10 protein-coding genes are annotated in these 18413 nt (G+C 58.8%); 5 read left to right on the plus strand and 5 right to left on the minus strand.

Going from position 1 to position 18413, the window contains the following annotated elements; all coding sequences use genetic code 11:
* Nucleotides 1-11 precede the first annotated feature (11 nt).
* Nucleotides 12-1598 (minus strand): O-antigen ligase family protein, encoded by a 1587-nt coding sequence (locus LJD29_RS07115; protein WP_446745054.1) that lies wholly within the window; start codon nucleotides 1596-1598, stop codon nucleotides 12-14.
* A gap of 317 nt (nucleotides 1599-1915) precedes the next feature.
* Entirely contained in the window at nucleotides 1916-6217 is a 4302-nt protein-coding gene (locus tag LJD29_RS07120) for a chitobiase/beta-hexosaminidase C-terminal domain-containing protein (RefSeq protein ID WP_446745055.1), read from the minus strand.
* A gap of 393 nt (nucleotides 6218-6610) precedes the next feature.
* On the opposite strand from LJD29_RS07120, the gene LJD29_RS07125 reads away from it, so the two are divergent.
* The 3 genes from LJD29_RS07125 to LJD29_RS07135 are packed head-to-tail and all read left to right on the plus strand — an operon-like array spanning nucleotide 6611 to nucleotide 9351.
* Nucleotides 6611-7711: a glycosyltransferase family 4 protein gene (locus tag LJD29_RS07125; protein WP_446745056.1), complete on the plus strand. Its 1101-nt coding sequence runs from the start codon at nucleotides 6611-6613 to the stop codon at nucleotides 7709-7711.
* Between the two features lie 27 nt (nucleotides 7712-7738).
* The gene (locus tag LJD29_RS07130) at nucleotides 7739-8752 is read left to right on the plus strand and encodes a glycosyltransferase family 2 protein (protein ID WP_446745057.1); all 1014 of its coding nucleotides are present in this window, start codon (nucleotides 7739-7741) and stop codon (nucleotides 8750-8752) included.
* A gap of 8 nt (nucleotides 8753-8760) precedes the next feature.
* Complete coding sequence (locus LJD29_RS07135) at nucleotides 8761-9351, plus strand: acyltransferase (RefSeq protein WP_446745058.1); 591 nt, start codon at nucleotides 8761-8763, stop codon at nucleotides 9349-9351.
* A 50-nt stretch (nucleotides 9352-9401) separates the two neighbouring features.
* On the opposite strand, the gene LJD29_RS07140 is transcribed toward LJD29_RS07135, so the two are convergent.
* From LJD29_RS07140 to LJD29_RS07150, 3 genes are all read right to left on the minus strand, one after another.
* Entirely contained in the window at nucleotides 9402-11153 is a 1752-nt protein-coding gene (locus LJD29_RS07140; protein WP_446745059.1) for a phospholipid carrier-dependent glycosyltransferase, read from the minus strand.
* 54 nt (nucleotides 11154-11207) lie between these two features.
* Complete coding sequence (locus tag LJD29_RS07145) at nucleotides 11208-12020, minus strand: glycosyltransferase (RefSeq protein WP_446745060.1); 813 nt, start codon at nucleotides 12018-12020, stop codon at nucleotides 11208-11210.
* Between the two features lie 124 nt (nucleotides 12021-12144).
* On the minus strand, nucleotides 12145-15249 hold the full coding sequence (locus LJD29_RS07150) for a two-component regulator propeller domain-containing protein (RefSeq protein WP_446745061.1): 3105 nt from the start codon (nucleotides 15247-15249) through the stop codon (nucleotides 12145-12147).
* A gap of 285 nt (nucleotides 15250-15534) precedes the next feature.
* On the opposite strand from LJD29_RS07150, the gene LJD29_RS07155 reads away from it, so the two are divergent.
* Nucleotides 15535-16920, plus strand: coding sequence for an O-antigen ligase family protein (locus tag LJD29_RS07155; RefSeq protein ID WP_446745062.1), 1386 nt, complete (start codon nucleotides 15535-15537; stop codon nucleotides 16918-16920).
* A 142-nt stretch (nucleotides 16921-17062) separates the two neighbouring features.
* Nucleotides 17063-18412 (plus strand): hypothetical protein, encoded by a 1350-nt coding sequence (locus LJD29_RS07160; RefSeq protein ID WP_446745063.1) that lies wholly within the window; start codon nucleotides 17063-17065, stop codon nucleotides 18410-18412.
* The last annotated feature ends 1 nt before the right edge of the window (nucleotide 18413 follow it).

An 18413-nucleotide genomic window follows, 5' to 3' on the forward strand; every position in this document is an offset into this window, starting at 1 on the left:
CTGCGTCCGCGTCAGAAGTCCTGGCTCTGCCGTGCTCGCTCAGTTTCCCGAAGTTCTTCCTCCGCGGGCGGGATCCGGCTGCCGTCCATCGCATGTACAACTGCCGGAGGCCTGGGACGCATGGTCTTACCATCCAGCACCGGAGCCTTGCTCGAAACCTCCGTGCTCCAGTCCTCTTGCACATCCAGCACGTCGCCAGCCTGCAACTGCGGCAGATAATCCATTTCCTCGGGGATCTCGACCTCTACGCGCACCTCTCTGGCCGCCGCTTCCCAGGTGCTCATCCCGCCAATCACCAGCATCAGCGGCAGAATCATGGCGCTATTCAGCAGGTTGTCGATCGCCGTCATCAGGATGACGCCGACAAATGCGTGGCGTAGATTCAGATCTTCGATATCGGAGCGCGCAATCGGAAACCAGGCGACGCGGACCACGGGAATCAGCTGCATGGCTTCAAGCGCAAGCAGCCCGAACAGCCCGTACATGCCAAAGGTCAGCAGCCACAGGCCAGCCGGGCGCATCTGCAGATGGCTCCACCAGTCCCACTGGTTCGATCCCAGCAATGGTTGCTCCAGCGCAAGGCTGACAGTTCGCTCGTCACGTGCCAGGCGTGTGCCGAGGGAACCCCGTCCGATCTTTTTCAGAAAAGCCGAGACATCGTGCGCAGCCGCATTATGGTGTACCGTTTCGCTCAGCGAAACGATGTTCAGCAACCTAAGGCTCGCAAACGACAGAATGCCCACCACCAGAACGATGGCGCAGACACGCGGAAAGTACTTCCGGCTGATAAACACCAGCGGCAGCAAAGCGAAAAGCAGCACAATGCTGCCAGTCGACTGGCACAGGATCGTAGTGACGCAGAGGATGATAGCGACCAGCGCCGTCGGCAAACCAAGAATGCGCTCGAATGTGTGCCGCAGCCACAGCCACACCGAGAGGAGCGCCGCGGTCGCCATCCAGATTCCGAGCTGCGTTCCGTTTTCAAGGAAGCCGATTGGCCGATACCCGAAATAGCGCTTCACCCTTACCCACCGCAGCGGCTGAAAGCCGTAAAGGTGTGCATAGAATTGTGGTCCGTAGTAAATCTCTACGAGGCATATCGGCACATACAACAGGCCCGCAATCACAAACGCCTTCGCGGCCAGGCGCAACGATGCGGTGTCGGAGAAATACAGCCTGCCCAGCACGTAAGGCACACCCCATGACAGCAGCTGGTAAATCTCATCCTGCAGCCCATGCCCCACGTCTCCCGGATTCGCAATCGTCGAGAGCAGCGGCACCATGCACCACATCGCCATCGGCAGGTCCCAAAAGGTCAGGCGGAACCTGCGGAAGATCTTGCGATCGAAGAGAAAGACACACAGCAGCCCGGTAAATCCGGTCACCGTCGCCTTGGTGAAAAAGTAGTTCGTGGCAAGGCTGTCGCCGAGAATCGTGTACGGCTGTGGGTCTTCGCTGGCCAGGAAATGAGCAGCAGGCAGGATGGCCCATCCGCCCAGAAAGTTGAGCAGAATGGCCACACGGATCGGGTAACGCCGAAAGAAGAACAACGCCACCGGCACCCAGAGTATGAACGCCAGCATCGGGGGAAAGATCATAGCGGGTCTCTGCTCAGCCATCGTGGGCTTGAGCGATCAATTCTGAATAGCCCACAAAGTATGAGCAAAATGGAAGGAAAACAAGAGAAATCTCAGGACGGCGTTATCTCGGGCGTGCAGGAACCAAGGGTCGACAGCATCGTAGGCGGGCGTACCGCGACCGTCCATGGCAAATCTATTCGATGGCCAGGAAGAGAAGCAATTACACAGAGGTGGGATGGTCCGGACAAAAAACGGGCAGCCCCTTCGGGCTGCCCGTTCTGTTTCTTCGTCTCCTGCCCGCGCTACGTGGGGTAGCAGCAGGCCCGGATCCGGTTTTAGTTGGTGTAGGTCCAGGCGAGAATATCCTGGATCGCCGATGCGCCTCCGGTGCCGCCTGTGAATCCGACATAGGCTGTGCTGTTACCAACCACTGACGGAATGTTGATGTTGAAACTGGCGGTGGCGGAAGCGTTGGTTGACGTATCCGTCAGGGTCAGCGTTAGTGTGGTGCCGTTGTACACGATGTGCGCATGCATCGTGTGTCCGCTGTGGAGATCGATACCGCTGGTGGAGAGGTTGACCGAAGGAGTGCTGGGGAGCGCTCCATCCGTGTAAACGCCGGTCGAATCCGAACCTTCACCCGAGTTGTTGAACAGGTCGAACTTCACCGCGACGCTCTTGTCGAGGAACTGGTAGCCCAGGCCCTCTCCGAAGATGCCCACTGCAGTCGGCCCCTGGTTCTGGATCGCGAAGGTAAATCCATCCGCGTCCGCGTTCGTCAACTGGAAGGTGAAATCGGTGACGAAAGACTTCACGCTGACCGGCTTGCTGTACCAGGCAGTTCCCTGCTGGTTGGGTCCACCGTTGGTCAGCATCAGCTTCGTTCCAGCGCGTTCCGTGTTGCCGTTGATAACGACCGATGAAGCGCTCGAAGCAAAGCCGCTTGCGAAGTTGATCGCCGCATTCGTTGTCGTTCCGGTAGAGCTCGTATTGTTAACGACGTAGTTCACGGTCGATACCGAGCTATTGGTATAGCCCGACGCTACTGCAATTGCCTGCACCGTCTGCGAAGAGCTCACCGTGAAGACCTTGGTGTACTTCGTCGACGAGGCCGTCGGAGTCGTTCCGTTCGTCGTGTAGTAGACTGTCGCGCCGGGGGTCGAATCCGTCAGCGCCACGATCTGCGGAGCGGTGTAAGTTCCGCCGCCTACACTGAACACCGGAGCTGCTGCCGCCGGTGCCCCGCTTCCACCCGTGAAGCTCCACGAGAGAATCGACTGCGTGGCCGAGGCGCCGCCCGTACCGCCGGTGAAGCCGACAAGAGCCGTGTTCGCTCCCACGACGGAAGGAATGTTCACCGAGAATGTGGTCGAGAACGTTGTCTTGGTCACGGTGTCGGTGATCGTCATTGCGAGCTTGCCGCTGTTGTACACCATGTGGACTGACATGATGTGTCCGCTATGCAGGTTGATCTGGTTGGTGGGGACATTCACCGACGGAACCGTCGGAAGCGCTCCATTGGTGTAGACGCCCACTGAGTTCGTTCCTTCACCACCAGCGTTGAAGAGATCGAACTTGATCGCGACGCTCTTGTTAATCCCCTGGTAGCCCATGCCGCTTCCGAACAGGCCAACCGCATTCGGACCCTGGTTCTGTAGCGTGAAGGTCAGGCCGTTTGCATTCGGATTTACCTGCTGGAAAGTGAAGTCATTGGTGAATGACTGCACATTCGCCGGCGCCGAGTACCAGGCGCTGGCTGCTTCGTGGTAACCGCCATCCGTCAGCACCAGTGCCGAACCGCTGACCTTGGCCGTACCGTTCAGATCCAGCTTGCCTGTTGAGTTTGCGAAGTTGGCAAAGTTGATGTTCTGCGACTGGATCGTGTAAGTGGCAGTCGTCACCGCGCTGGGCGTGTAGCCCGTCGCAGTTCCGATCGCCTTGATCGTGGTGGAGACGGCGAGTGTGAGCGGCTTCGTGTATACGGATGAAGCAGCCGTGGGAGTGGCGCCATTCGTCGTGTAGTAGATCGTTGCGTTCGGAGTGGCAGTCGCAATCGAAACCGTCTGACCCGTCGGATAGGTGCCGCTGGCAAGGCTCAATGTCGGAGCCTTCGCCTGCGGGGGCGTGCCGCCGCTACCAGAGCTGCCTGTCGAGCCCGAGCCAGTACCAGTAGAGCCCGAACCGGAACCTGTCGAGCCTGAGCCGGAACCTGTGGAACCCGAACCAGAACCAGTAGAGCCGCTGCCGGAACCGGTAGAACCGCTGCCTGTCGAGCCCGAACCGGTCCAGGTTAGAACCGTCATCGAGTGCGCGGGGAGCGTGTAAGTGGTGGTCGGAGTGATGGTGGCCGTGGAGGTCTTGACTCCAACCACGTTCGAGGTTTCATTGCTGTCGGTGATGTTGGTCGAGTTCAGAACACTCACGTTCACCGTGCCATTCGGAGCATTGGCGCCGCTCAGAATAACCGGCAGGGCCGTGGTCGGGCTGAGGTTGAAGAGAACAGCGCTGTGTGAAGTTCCGTTGACGAAGGCAAACGACTGAATATAGTGAGCCGTCATAGCCAGCAGGTCATCGAAGTTGGGCAGCTGGGCCCATGTGGGGTTGTTGCCCGTCTGGGCTGTCTGCACCATCTGCCCCTGGATGGCCGTGTTGGCCAGAGCCTGTCCGATAAATGTCGGACGACGCAGATCGGTAACGCCGTTCATGTCCACGACCATGCCGAAGAGCTGGGTCGACTCGCCATTGCTTGCGTAGTAGATGTATCCAGGCAGTTCGTAGGTGTTCTGCACCGTTACACCGAGGCGCATCTGCTGGAGCATGTGGTCGGCCAGCGCGACGCCGGCACCGAGCGAAGGTTCGAACTGGTTCATCTGGGTCTGCGTGAGCGTTCCGCCTACCGTGCCCATGTTTTCTTCGTAAATCGCCAGCTTGGTCGGCTTCGCCGTGCCCGAGGCCGAGGTGATGGACTGAGTTGCAGTCGTGTAGTTTTCGTAGGAGGTGCCGCCCGGCGTATCCATGAATTCGGGCTCAGCGAACAGTCCCTGGAACATGCTGTTCGTGCTCAGCGAGTTCACAGTACCGGCCAGGTAAGGAGCGATGTCGATCGAGTCGTGCTCGGTGCTCGCCGCCAGAACCTCGCCCGTATAGTAAGGAACAGCAGACCAACCGCCGACGACCAGGTCGAACTTGCTGGGGTCGAAGCCCGCGGCCTTTCTCGCTGCACCGAAGACCTGGTTCGCCCATGCGCCATACTGCGGAGCGGCCATGTTCTCACCCAGGAAGACACCGTTCCACGTCTCGTTTCCGAGCTCGATGTGAATGGTCTTGAAGACATCGGTCCAGGGAGCTGTCTGCCCCTGCGCAACGCGCATCGCGCTGTAGGTAGTCGATCCGGAACCGGTGAGGTAGTCGATGAAGTCGGCGATTTCCTGCGGTGAGGTGGCCAGCGGAATGGTGATGAACGGATCGGCGCCAACCTGCTTGCACAGCGTCAGGAATTCAGGAATGCCATAAGGGATCTGGTCGATCTCATTGGCGTTGGTGAATGCGCCCTCGCGGTAACGGCCGAATGCCGGCGTGATTTCGTCATACAGATCGGCGCCGATAGCAGCCGTCGTATTCATGCGCAGTGTGCCGGGCTGGAGAGTCGTCAGAGCATCGACGACCGGATCGCGGAAGGCGGTGACATTCGAGCTTTCCCCATCGGTCTGCTGCATGGAGACGTCGTCGATAAGCATGCCGGAGTTGTTCAGTACGAACGAAAGCTCAAGAGTACCGATCTGGCTGCCATTCTCGTTCGCGGTGAAGTTCACCGTGTAGTCGGCCCACGAATTGGTCAGCTGAACCGTCTTGGCCACGAACGCGGCCTCATTGGTAAGGCGCAGCGCATTGACGGTCACCTGGTTTGTGCCGCCAAGGCCCTTCGCGCGGAACGTGATGGCAAAGTTGCCCTTCATATTCACGAAGGCATGACCGGCCGTGCTGTCGAAATAGCTGGTGAGCTGGCCGTTCGCGTTCGCACCGATCGCCGAGACACTCAGCGCCTGCTTGCCCGGCGTCTCAGGAGAGAGATCGGTGGTATCGGAAGTGAAGGTAGCGCCTGTTCCGGAGGTAGCCCAGCCATCTGTGGCGTCATTCGTAAACGCCCTGGTCACGAGCACGTAGTCGTTGATAGCCAGACCCAGGCTCTTGTCGAACTGCACCGTTATCTGGCTGCCGTTTGTAGTGCTGGTCTTCACCGTTCCCGTGGTGCCGGCCTGAGCGCCCGACATTACGTAATAGCTGGCGCCCGTCCAGAAACCCGCGGGCTGCGGATTGTAGGTGTTCGCATCCAGGCAGGTGTTGCCCGCAACGACGATGCACTGCAGGATGCTGCGATACCGCATGGGCTCGAAGCCTGGATTCGTAAACACCAGGTTCTTCATCATCTGCCCGGAATCGTAGTTGTCCTGGTCGCCCAGGTTGATACCCAGTCGGGTTACAGAGGGCTGCACGACCGTGCTGCCGATCGCGATGTTCGTAGGAACAGTCGCATTCGACTGGGCCCTAAGGGTTGATGTAAATCCCACGAAAGTCAGTAGTACAAGCCATGGGATAGTGACATACTTCAACTGAGCATACTTCGTCCACACGCGCATAAATGCGACTCCTCAATACTGAAAATGGAAAAAACTGCGAGGGTTTTTTTAATTACTTTTTGATTACTTAATTGTCGGAAACGAGGTCGAGTAAAGGTGGCGACCCGCCTTTTTCCGCATCAAGCTTTGTGTGCTACAGCCCCGCCCGCATTCGTCTTTCTGTCTGTTTCTTATTGGCAGCAGAGGCCCCGGAATGGGCCTAAAGAGGTGGTTGGTTTGAACTTTTTAACTTTAAACTGGCACTACTGAACTGCTATGCCTTCTCCCTTAAAAGATTCGAGAAATTTAAAGCTGGCTTACTTTCTAAGCCGATATCCGGCCGTCTCGCATACCTTTTTTCTGAAAGAGATCCTGGGCCTTCGCAAGCTCGGCTTTCATATTGAAGCCGCTTCTGTGAATCTTCCCGATCGCCCTTTCGACAAGCTTCCCATCAGTGAAATGGAGGAGGCTCGACAAACTTATTTTCTGAAATCGGTCCCGTTCTGGGAAGTACTTTGCACTGTGGTAACCATTACCTTCGTGCATCCGATTTCCGCCCTCCGCGGAGCCCGTTTTGCCATCCAACTAGGCGGATGGAATCTGTACCGTAAAATTTACGCATTGTTCTACCTGATCGAGGCATTTCTTCTCGGTCACTGGATGCGCAAAAGAGGCCTGAACCACCTTCACACTCACTTCGGTGGCTCGGTTGCGACGGTAGCGATGCTCGCCGCCCGCACATGGGATTTTGAATACTCTCTGACAATTCACGGCCCCGAAGAGTTCTACGAAGTAGAGGATTGCTATCTGCCTGCCAAGATTGCACAGGCGAAATTTATCTTTTGTATCAGCGACTTCTGTCGAAGTCAGTTAATGAAGTACTGCGATCCTGCCCAATGGGACAAAATGCAGGTGATACGTCTGGGCGTCGATCCCGATGAGTTCAAGCCGGTTCACAGGGGATGCAAAAAGGCTTTCGAAATCGTTTGCGTGGGACGCCTGGTACCCGCGAAAGGCCAGCACATTCTGCTCCGCGCACTCTTTCTACTGCAAACCAAGGGCCATAATCTGCATCTAAGATTGATCGGGGATGGGCCGGACCGCGCCAGCCTGGAGAGCGAAGTTCAGCGCAATCACGCGGCGGATATGGTTACCTTCTACGGCGCCCTCAACCATGATGAAACCAGGCAGCAACTGGCAGAAGCGGATATCTTTACGCTCGCCAGTTTCGCCGAAGGCATTCCCATCGCGCTGATGGAAGCCATGGCGATGGGCATTCCCTGTGTAAGTACAAATGTAGCCGGAATCCCTGAATTAATACGTAACAATATTGATGGCCTGCTGGTTCCTGCTTCTTCCGTCGAAGACCTTGCGGCAGCGATCGAAGAGCTGATCGTGAATTCGGAATTGCGTGGCCGCTTCGCGCAGTCCGGCCGCGAACGCGTCATGGATCGCTACAACCTGCCGGCCAATCTTGAGGCGCTCGCAACTGCCTTTCAACAGAAGCTCAAATAAAGAGTTCAGAAAGCACGACTCGCTACCATGTCTAACGTAACCACACCGGTGACCGGCTCCCAGCCATTCGATATCTCCATCGTTATTGTTTCCTTCAATACTCGAAACGTTTTACGAGAATGCCTAGAAGCAGTCGAGCGTGAGTCCGTTGGGCTGAAGGTCGAGACGCTGATCGTCGACAACAACTCTTCCGACGGCTCGCCGGAGATGGTCGAGAAGGATTTTCCCCACGTCCGGCTCTTTCGCAGCGAGGTCAATCTCGGCTTCGGCGCCGCCAACAATGTCGCACTCGAAGTTGCCCAGGGCCGCTACATCGTCCTTCTAAACTCTGACGCGTTCCTTCGCCCCGGCTCGTTGCGGCTTGCGGTGAAACACATGGACGAGCGGCCGGCCGCAGGGCTTGGTGGAGCGCGCCTGGTAGGCCGCGACGACTCATGGCAGCCCTCGGCGCGCATGTTTCCTTCACTCCGAACCGATTTCTTCGTCTACACCGGTCTCGCGCACAAGTTCCCGAAATCCCGCATGTTTGGCCGCTTCGACCGCACCTGGGCCGATCAGTCGGAGGCCGCTATCGTCGACTGGGTACCCGGAGCGTTCTCCATCATCCGTGCCGAAGCGCTTGCGAAGGTCGGCTTCTTCGATCCCATCTTCTTTCTCTACGCGGAAGAGGTCGATCTCTGCCGCCGCATCCAGCAGGCCGGCTACGAGATCTGGTACTGGCCGGACATCGTAGTCGTGCACATCGGCGGCGAATCCTCCCGCCAGGTCAAGTCACTGGAAATGTCTTCTACCGGAGCGCAACTGGTCCTTTGGCGCATGCGCAGCACCCTGCTCTACTACCGTAAGCATCATGGACCGTCGGCGTGGGGCGCTAAAATGCTCGAGCTTACCCTCTACCGGCTGACCGCATGGCGCAACCGGTCAAGCGACGATCCTCGCCGGCAAGCACGCTGGCGTGAGCAGCAGAACTTCATCACGCTGATGAACCGGGCCTGGACCGAAACCCAGGGCGGACGGGTATCGCCGCCGCGCCCCTGGTAGGAACAGCTATGAAGCGTCATCTCAAGTCACTTGTGAGCGGCCCGCTGACCATCGCCTTCCGGGCAACAGACGGGCTGCGCCGTAATCTCACGCGAGTCTCCGCGCACGCGCGCCTGGCTGCAGATCTTGCCTTTCCTCTTCCGGCCTCGACCGTGATTGAAGGCCGGGCCTGGGTTTTCGGCACCAGGCGCATTCGCTTCGGAGAAAACGCCCTGCTATATCCTTCGCTTCATCTTGAAACCCAGGGAAACGCCACCATCACGGTAGGCGAAAGCGTAGTCATCTCGCGTGGCGCACACCTGGTCGCCATGGCCGGCATCACGATAGGCGACGGCACCATGATCGGCGAATACACCAGCATCCGCGACGCCAATCATAGCCGGAACGAAGGACTGACCATCCGCGAATCCGGCCACGCTGCGAAGCCCATCAACATCGGCAAGGAAGTCTGGATTGGACGCGGCGTAACCGTGGTCGGCGGTGTCACCATCGGCGATCGCGCCACCATTGGAGCTAATGCCGTCGTCACGCGCGATGTGCCTGCAGGCACCGTCGTTGGAGGCGTGCCCGCCGTCCCCCTCCGCTCAAGACAAAATTAAGCCACAAATGAAATGGCCGGGATCGATGATCCCGGCCATTTCATTTGCGATTACCTGCTCTGCTGGTCAGGGAACCTGCCGATCAGCAATTCCCGATCGAATGGCGGCAACCAGGTGCGATAGTGCGTTGCCGGGTAATCCGTTGGCTCCAGGCCGGGTACATTGCGCGAAATCACGAAATATTTCGGCTGTACGACCGGCAGCATGGACAGATACCAGTGCAGCTTCAGGATTGGGTCTTCGAGCGACGCGTGCTTCTCGGCATCTCGGTCCATGATGAACACCGCGTCTGACTGCGTTGTGGCGTCATACTCAAACCCCGCGCTGACATTCTTGCGCGGAATGCCTCGCTCGACGAGCGCATTTCCTGCTGCCATTTCCGCACGCTGCAAAGCAAAGAAGTCGTGGCTGATGGCAACGCCATACAACCCCAGAACTACCACCAGCGCCCACAGAACAGCCGGTACTCGTCGCACGGGGTTCTTCTTCTGCAGTAGATAAAGAATGCCGATCATCGCGCCCGGCAATAGAGGGATCGGGTACCGGTCAAAGAAGATGGTCCCGGCAACACGCGCCCAGATGACCCAGATATAGAGCGTGAAGAACGGTACGAAGATGATCGACCAGACCTCGCCTGCGGAAAGTGTACCGGCAGCATCCCGCAGAATTTCGGCCCAGCGTTCGAACGTAAGCTTCCACCGCCGTGGCGCAGGAACGATCTCGTGCAGCACCAGCGCCCACGCCACATAGGTCGCAAGTGTAAAGGCAAAGAAAACGGCAAGCGGGGCAGCGTTGGGACGCCCCCCAATAAGAATGCTGTTTTCAAACAATCCCTGGTAGCTGAGCAGGTTGCCATAAGGAACGGTGTTCCAGCGGTGCTGCATGTGATGCAGGCTGACCAGTGAGGCCGCGATAAACACGGCCAGGCCGATCCAGAAAAGCGGCTTCACCCGGCGCGCACGCGGCAGAAAGAGCAGCGCCACCGGAAGCGCGAACTCAGCGCCGGTAAACAGGAAGATAAACAGCGAACAGATCGACCATGCCGGGAACCTTACCCAGTCGTGCGCCAGGGTCGACATGGGAGTGTTTTCCGTGTTCGGCTGCACCTTGAACCAGTGCAGGAAGTAGACCATCGAGGCACAGAGCGCCAGCCAGAGAACCAGAGCCGACACGCCCACAAGCCGCCGCCTGCGCCGCAGTATCGCAATCGTCGGAAGACCTGTGAATGCTCCGAAGTAAATCAATTGCCGGATAGTACCGCCCAGGCCGCCTGCCAGCGCGGCCAGCACCAGCCATCCGGCGGCCTCGCTGTCCTTCTCTGCCTGAAGCGCCCGCGCCTCGGCATAAAACGTCAGCAGCAGGAAGAACATGCCCGGCATATCAGTCAGAAAGCAGGCACCCAGCGGAATCATCGCCGGGGTAAGCATCAGCGTCAGCGTGCAGAAGGCCGAGTAGACGGTGGAAAGCCTGAGCCTGCGGCAGAGCGCGAACATCAGCAGCGTCGCGCCGAAGGCAAACGGAACGGCAGAGAGCCGGACGACCTGGTAGGAATACCCGAAGATGCGGATCAGCAGCGCCGCCCAATAGGCGTCCACGCCGACCGCGGGCGTGCTCCAGCCGGTGTAACGAAAATGCCCGGTCTGGGCGACCGCATTTGCCGTGACCGCATAAGACCAGTCGTCGCCGAATGCAACATTACCGAAGGGCTTCGCCGCCAGGACAGCAAATACTACGAGCAGAGCACAAAGCCAAGGTAGAAGCCGCGACGAAGAGTCGCGGGAAGCAGTACTTTCCATCGTCATTTCAGTTCCTCAAATAAGACTGCAGGCAAACGCCGGCGCAACCCGGGGGAAACTTCAGGCGAGATATTTTGCGTAGATTCTCACGGTGTCGCCAAACGCCAGGAGAAAGTCTCCCGGCTTCACCTTTGAGCCAGCTACATCTTCCCAGTGATCGAGAGGATACTCATATACCTCGTCGTGCAGGCGTTTTGACTGCTTATTTCGTACTGCCAGGAAACGCGCCAGAATCTCCACATCGAAGACCCATTTCGAGAGAAAGGGAGCCTTCAGAATCTCAGCCAGCTCGGGTGTCACTCTGAAAATCTTTGCGCCGCATTGCGTGTCGTATACAGGCAGATGCAGCATCAGGGATGCGAATGTCGCAAACACCCTGCCCAGGTAATGGCGGCTCGCTTTGCGATGAACATGCCGGCCCAGTAGCCGGATACGTGAACCGAAGACCATCAGCAGCTCCGGATTCACGACCAGTTCTTTCAGCAGCTTCGGAATTGAGTCGAGCGGCGTTGCCAGGTCCGCATCCCAGAAGCCTACATAGTGGCACCATCTGTCTTCGATGGCGGCCAGCATACCGTCGCGCACGGCTTCAGCTTTGCCACCATTTACCTTCTTATCGAGAATCCGCACCTGATCGGGATACTCCTCCTGGAACGATGTGAGCACCGCGACCGTGTTATCGCGGCTGCCATCGTTCACAAACAGGAAGCGGATTTCCGGGAACAGGCTGTCGTCCTGCCGGGAAAGCGCGGCCATCTCCAGGAAATGTCCGAACGCCTGGGTGTTCAAGCGGCGCGCCTCGTTGTAACACGGCACCACGATCGTGCAGCGGGGGCGCTGTACTTCGCGGTTCGACTCTTGCTCGAAAGACAATCCAGGCCTCGCTTCGATAGATGGAGAACAGTTCCGGCGGACAGTTTCTCCACTCCATACTAGTGCAAAGGGCGCGACCGGCAACTACAACGGAAGTCACATCGACAGAATGGGTTGCGAAGGCTCACCCGCGAAGCGTCTCGGCATAGAAGCAGACACTGTTGCCCTGTTGCTTGGCACGATAGAGCGCAATATCCGCCTGCTTGTAGAGATCGTCCGGTGTCCTGCCATCGTCGGGGAAGATGGCAACACCTACGCTGATCCGCACGTGAATGGCGTGATGTTTGAACAACACGGGAGGACCGAACTCATCGAGGATGCGCCGGCAGGCGTGTTCCGGAGCCATGCCCTCGGGCGCCCCGGCCAGCAGAATGGCAAACTCATCCCCGCCCAGCCGCGCCACGGAGTCCGACTCACGCGTCGCATTCCGCAGCCGGCTGGCGACTTCGATGAGAATCGCATCGCCGGCATCGTGACCGAGTGTGTCGTTAACTTCCTTGAAATCGTCGAGATCCATCAATAGCAGCGAGAAACGTTCGTTCCGGCGCAGCTCGAGAGCCAGCAGCTTGCGGAAGTCATCGGCGAACATGCGGCGATTCGGCAGGCCCGTAAGAAAGTCGAAGTACGCCATTCGCTCCAGCTGCCTGCGGCTTTCCTCGAGCTCCGCGGTACGCTCGGCCACGCAACGCTCGAGATCTCTCTGCCGGCTGCGCAGCCGGCGGGTAATTCCCTGGATCAGAATTGCCACCAGGAGAACTACGGCGACACACTCCGCAAGCCGAAACCAAAGCGCCTGGTACCACATAGGCAGCACGCGGATCGGCACAAGCAGTACACTGTCGCTCCAGACGCCATCGCGATTCGAACCGCGTATGCGCAGGGTATAGCTGCCCGGCAGAAGGTTCGTGTACGCCGCGACCCGGTGCGCAGCATCGGTCTCTATCCAGTCCCGGTCATAGCCGTCGAGCCGATACGAATAGCGCAGGCGGTAGGGATCCGAATAATCGAGGGCAGCAAATTCGACCGCGATGCTATCGGCGGATGAATGGATCTCAAGGACTTTTGCCGTCTCGGATGGAGCATTTCCCTTGCTCACCCAGCTTGCAAGAACGGGCTTGCCCCCGATCCTGACGCTGGTGACAACCACGGGCGGCAGGTAAGTCCACGAGTTCAGCCGGCCCGGACGGATCACGGTGAGTCCGCCGATGCCGCCGAAAAGCACCTCGCCTGCCGTGGTCAGCGTGCCCGATGAGCTCCAATAATTCGACACCACCGCGCCGTCTGCCTGGCCCATTGTTTTTACCGCGAAGGTGTCAGGATCGATCACGGCCAGGCCGTTATCGGTGCTGATCCATATGCGTCCTGCCTTGTCTTCTATCAGCGTATCCACCGCATTGTTGGGCAGACCGTCACTCAGATCGATGCGATGGAAGACCGGCGAATCGCTGTCCTGGCCGGAAACGACCACCTCCAGGCCGCCGCCCGCCGTTCCGACCCACAGGCGGCCGCGACGATCGAGCAGAAGAGCATTGATCATTCCGGAAGAGAGGCCGCCAGGTCTCCTCTTGTCCGGCAGGATGCCCAGCACTTTATCGGTGACCGGGTCGTAGCGATCGATTCCGTTCTGGGTACCGATCCAGAGCACTCCATTGTTCTGGCGAACAATGGCAACCACCGAGCGGTCAGTGAAACGGCTCACGTCGACCGCAGCACTAAGCGAGCCGTCGCCCGGGCCATCATTCAGGGACCAGAGGCCATCGAGCGTGCCGACCCAGATACGATCTCCATCGCGCAGAAGAGCCCAGACCTCCGGAAGGGCATCCGTATCGGCCAGGGAAAGATGCTTGACTGCGCGTGTCCGCGGATCGACCAGAAAGAGCCCGCGATGCGTTCCGACATACACTCTGCCATCGCGGCCCTGTTCGAACGCCGAGACTATCGATTGCGGCAGCGCCGTCTCCGGATGCGCCGGGTCCGGACGGAAGGAATCGACATGTCCGGCTACAGGATCGACGATATCGATTCCATTGTTGCCGAGTCCCACCCAGACCCGCCCATCCGGCATAGTCAGAAGAGATTCGATGTCGGGATCGGTAAAGCCGTTTCTTCGGCTGGTGCCACCGAAGATGGTCAGCAAACCCGACTGTTGCGGATCGATACGGCTCAACGTTCTGCTGGTCGCCACCCACAGCAGCCCCGAGCGATCGCGATAGAGCGACCAGACCATGTCGTAACCGAGACTCCTCGGCTGCGTTGGGTCATGACGGATGCGCCGCGTTTCCATCGTTGTGGTATCGACCTTCACAATTCCCTGGCCGAAGGTCGCCAGCCAGACTTCGCCCGGCCGGGCTTCTTCGATTGAAACGACCGTCTCTGTCGCGAGCTTTTCAGTGCGGCCTTTTTCTGTTTCCACGACCGGCTGCGAGGACCGCGCCTGCGCATCCACCACGTATGCACCCTGACGCGCAGTCCCGACCCAGATCCGTCCCGAACTATCGGCGCTCAACGACCGGATAAAGGCGCTCTGGTGGCCTGGCGTGGGCAGAGGGACAGGGATAAAGCTGCGCCCATCGTCAGTGCTGCGCTCAAGGCCGTTCGAGGTTCCGACCCAGAGAGTCCCCGCGCGATCCCGCAAAAGAGCCGTAATAAGATTGCTCATCAGGCTTGCCGGATCGCCTTCGCGATGGTGGATCTGTTCCACTACCTCAGTCGCCGTATTGAGCCGGTCCAGTCCGCCATCGGTCGCAACCCACAGGCCGCCGCTTCCGTCATCGGCCAAAGCCTCGACGCGAACATGGCTGAGCCCATGCGGGCCGGCTGAATACGAAATGAAACGGTCGCGCGCTTTGTCGTAGAGCGCGAGCCCGCCGGCGTTCGTACCCGCCCAGAGCCTGCCTTCGTGATCGCAGAAAAGCGCCAGGATGTAATCGTCGGGCAGCGAACCGGGCAGACCGGCATCTGCCACGTAGCCGTGAAAGCTGTATCCATCCCATCGAGTAAGTCCGTGCTGCGATCCGACCCAGAGGAAACCCGAGCCATCCTGAACAATGCTGGTTGGAATCGCTGCGTTCGGCAGACCGGCATCCTCGGCCACATGCTGAAAGGCCGTATCGGCGAAGCTCTCCCATCGACGAGGAGGAGCAGCCTGCCCGCCTGCAGAACCAATCACCGCCAGAAAAAGCAGAGCGGCGGCCGGTAAGAGGCGGGAAAGTAGATGTTGCCTGCGCATCACACCTTCATAAGAGTCCGTGGCATCTATCGGCCAGGCTCCCGTTCAAGTCAAACCATAATGGTCGAATCTCCCACGGATCACCAGCGAAAAAACATTCCCAATCGTTTGGAGTCGAACCTCGTTCTTCAAATCCTGTCGTAAGAAGATCCGCGAAACCATCGCAGCGTTTCGATTACGATAAGAAGAGACGTGAGCGGACCCGTATTCACGCCGGTAATATCTTTTGACGCGCTGCCCCCAAAGATCCACGCCAGTTTGCACACAGGATTTCTGTAGGACAGCATGCATCTATCTGCCGAAATTGTTCTCTCCGTCTGGCTGGTAATTGGCGTCGCCGCATTCTTTGTGTTCCCGGTGCGCCGAGCTCTCCTGTTCGATTTCCTCGGGGGATGGGCGCTCCTGCCGACATCGGCCTTCCACGTCGATCCATCACCATTTCCCTACTGGCTGCTGGGCTCGGCGCTCCCTTCGATTCACATGCTGACCAAGGCCACTGCGATCGGAGCGGCCGCCCTCGCGGGAATCCTTCTTCGTCAACCCTCTGCGTTGCGGAGTCTGCGCCCTTCCTGGCGCGATCTGCCCATGCTCGCCTGGTGCCTCGCCCCGCTGGTCACCGGCATTGCCCATCCGCAGATGCTCTCGACCGGCCTGCGCGGCGTTGCCTACCTGGGACTCGCATGGGGTATTCCGTACCTGGCAGGACGCATCGTCTTCGCTACATCCGGATCCCTGCTCGAACTCATCCGGGCCTTCGTCGTCGCAGGGCTGCTCTACGTTCCCGTCTGCCTCTTCGAGTTTGTCCGCGGACCGCAGCTCTACGCGTGGCTCTATGGCTTTGAACCTTACCGCTGGATCGGAGCCGATCGCTACATCGGTCACCGGCCTGTCGGCTTTCTTGAGGACGGCAACCAGCTTGGCATCTGGATGGCGACCGCCGCCCTTCTGGCCACCTGCCTGTGGCGGCGCACCGAGGTGCGACGGATACTGGGCCTGCCGATTCACCTGGCTGCGATCCTGCTGATCGCAATCACATTGCTCTGCCAGTCTGGCGGAAGCATCTTGCTGCTCTTCTGCATCATGCCATTTGCCCTCATCCGGGGTGGGCAGTTTCAGAAAAGGTTCGTACTGGTGCTGGCCTGCCTGATGGTTTGCCTTGCGGGCCTTCGCCTCTCGAACGTGGTTTCACTGCGTGCTCTCGTCAACCACCATCGCGCGGCCCGTTCCGCCGAACACGCGATGGCCCATCTCGGCCGCGAGTCCTTTGGCTGGCGCCTGGAACAGGATGAGCGCCACGTAAAGACCGCGCTCGAACATCGATGGGTAGGTTCAGGCGAGTGGGACTGGTGGCGTGAAGGCCGAGACCGCCCCTGGAGCCTGTGGCTGCTCGCCTTCGGCATGTATGGCATCGTGGGTCTGGCCGCGCTCGAGGCGCTTCAGTTTCTTCCCGCCATTGAATCGGGATGGAAGACCGGCCACCTGCGCCATGCAACGGCCGCAGCCATCCTCATCTCCGCTATCGACAACCTGCTCAACAGCTGCCCGATTCTGCCGGTCCTGCTGCTCCTCGGCGCGCTCAATGCGGCCGGAAGCGATCTCACGGAGGAATCTCCGCGAACCATTCATTATGACAAGCAGGAGGGAGCCCCCGCTGTCTACGTCCATTCCTGAACGGAATCGGCGGTTTCGGCTCCCACATAAGGTGGATAAGAGCTCGAAACATGCTTCGCTATACTTACTGTTGTCATTATTCAGACAGCTGACCAGGTGGTGGTTCACTTCTTGTCAGCGCACACTGGTTACCTGATTCCCAATGCAGATCATCGTCCTTGTAGCGCTCCTAGCATCGATTTATCAGATCAAGCGCTATTCGGTGATTGATGCCGTCATCAATGTCTGGCTGCTTTGCTTCCTGATGCTGCCGGAGTTCTACAGTCTCGATATCCCGCACCTGCCGCCCCTCACTTTCGCGGGCGCGGCCTTGCTCCCGATCCTTTTCTATATCGTCATCTTCGAGCTACGGAAGCTGAAGCTGACGCCGGCGGATGTTCTGCTGGCGATTTTCTTCCTGGGCGAGTTCTATTCAGAGGCTTCTCATACGACCCTGCAGAACGCGGGTCTTGTGCTCGTCGCGAGCATCCGGGCCGGTGCCGGCCCTTACCTGATCGGCAGGCTCATCGCAGAACAGCCGGGCGTTCGCGAGCGCCTCACCAAACGATTCGTCCTGCTGGTCCTTATCGTTTCGGTGATCTCCGTGTGGGAATTCCGCATGGGCAACAATCTTTTCGTGAGCACCCTCAACCACCTCTTTCCAAACGAAGCCATCTTCGGAAATCAGCTGCGCGGTGGGCACGTGCGCGTCGCAGGCCCTTACATGAAGGCCGAACTGGCCGGAATGATCTTCGGTCCTGCGCTTCTCTTCGCCTTCTGGCTGCGCTACGTCAAGAAGCTCGAAGGCGACGAAAAGAAATACCTGCGCGTGCGCAAGTCAACCATCGTGATGCTGGCAATTGCCGCCGCGCTCTACATGACCATCTCCCGCGGGCCGCTGCTCGGAGGCATCCTCGGCTGGCTGATTGCCCGGATCGGCACAGCCAAGAACATGAAGCTCACCGCCATTCTCACGGCGATTCTTTGCATCGCGGGCGGTACAGCGGGTTACGTCAAGGCCAAGGCTTATACGGCGGGCGATCTCTCCAGCGCCAAGGACCAGGATCAGGAAAACGCTATCTACCGTCGCATGCTGCTCGACGCCTACAAGCCCATCGTCGAGAAGGGCGGCCTGTTTGGTTATGGCATCGTCAATTTCCCCAAGGCCGAGGGTCAGGCTTCCATCGACAACCACTTCCTCTATCTTCAGGTGACGCAGGGCAAGCTTGGGCTGTGGACCTTTATCCTGCTCAACGCGGATGTGATGTTGATGACTCTTCTCTCGATCCGCAAGTTCAAGCAGAGGATCGATATCTGCTTTGCCCTTTGCATTGCTGGCGGTATCGCATCGATATTGCTCACCATCACCACGGTATACCTGGGTGGTCCCAGTTACACGATGCTCTTTCTCCTGCTGGGGTGGGGACAATCCCTTCGCCCGACAGAAGTCGCCGGGGCCGTGCAGGCTCCGGAACCAACCGCTCGCTTCCGGTTCCGGCGAGTCATCGTTTAAT

The organism is Silvibacterium acidisoli (assembly GCA_022870745.1).
In the GTDB taxonomy this organism is placed as follows: domain Bacteria; phylum Acidobacteriota; class Terriglobia; order Terriglobales; family Acidobacteriaceae; genus Silvibacterium.

Excerpts from the sequence above, each read along its gene's own strand:
- LJD29_RS07115 (WP_446745054.1), bottom strand. The coding sequence starts at position 1,598 with ATGATCTTTCCCCCGATGCTGGCGTTCATACTCTGGGTGCCGGTGGCG.
- LJD29_RS07120 (WP_446745055.1), bottom strand. The coding sequence starts at position 6,217 with ATGCGCGTGTGGACGAAGTATGCTCAGTTGAAGTATGTCACTATCCCA.
- LJD29_RS07130 (WP_446745057.1), top strand. The coding sequence starts at position 7,739 with ATGTCTAACGTAACCACACCGGTGACCGGCTCCCAGCCATTCGATATC.
- LJD29_RS07135 (WP_446745058.1), top strand. The coding sequence starts at position 8,761 with ATGAAGCGTCATCTCAAGTCACTTGTGAGCGGCCCGCTGACCATCGCC.
- LJD29_RS07140 (WP_446745059.1), bottom strand. The coding sequence starts at position 11,153 with ATGACGATGGAAAGTACTGCTTCCCGCGACTCTTCGTCGCGGCTTCTA.
- LJD29_RS07150 (WP_446745061.1), bottom strand. The coding sequence starts at position 15,249 with ATGCGCAGGCAACATCTACTTTCCCGCCTCTTACCGGCCGCCGCTCTG.
- LJD29_RS07155 (WP_446745062.1), top strand. The coding sequence starts at position 15,535 with ATGCATCTATCTGCCGAAATTGTTCTCTCCGTCTGGCTGGTAATTGGC.
- LJD29_RS07160 (WP_446745063.1), top strand. The coding sequence starts at position 17,063 with ATGCAGATCATCGTCCTTGTAGCGCTCCTAGCATCGATTTATCAGATC.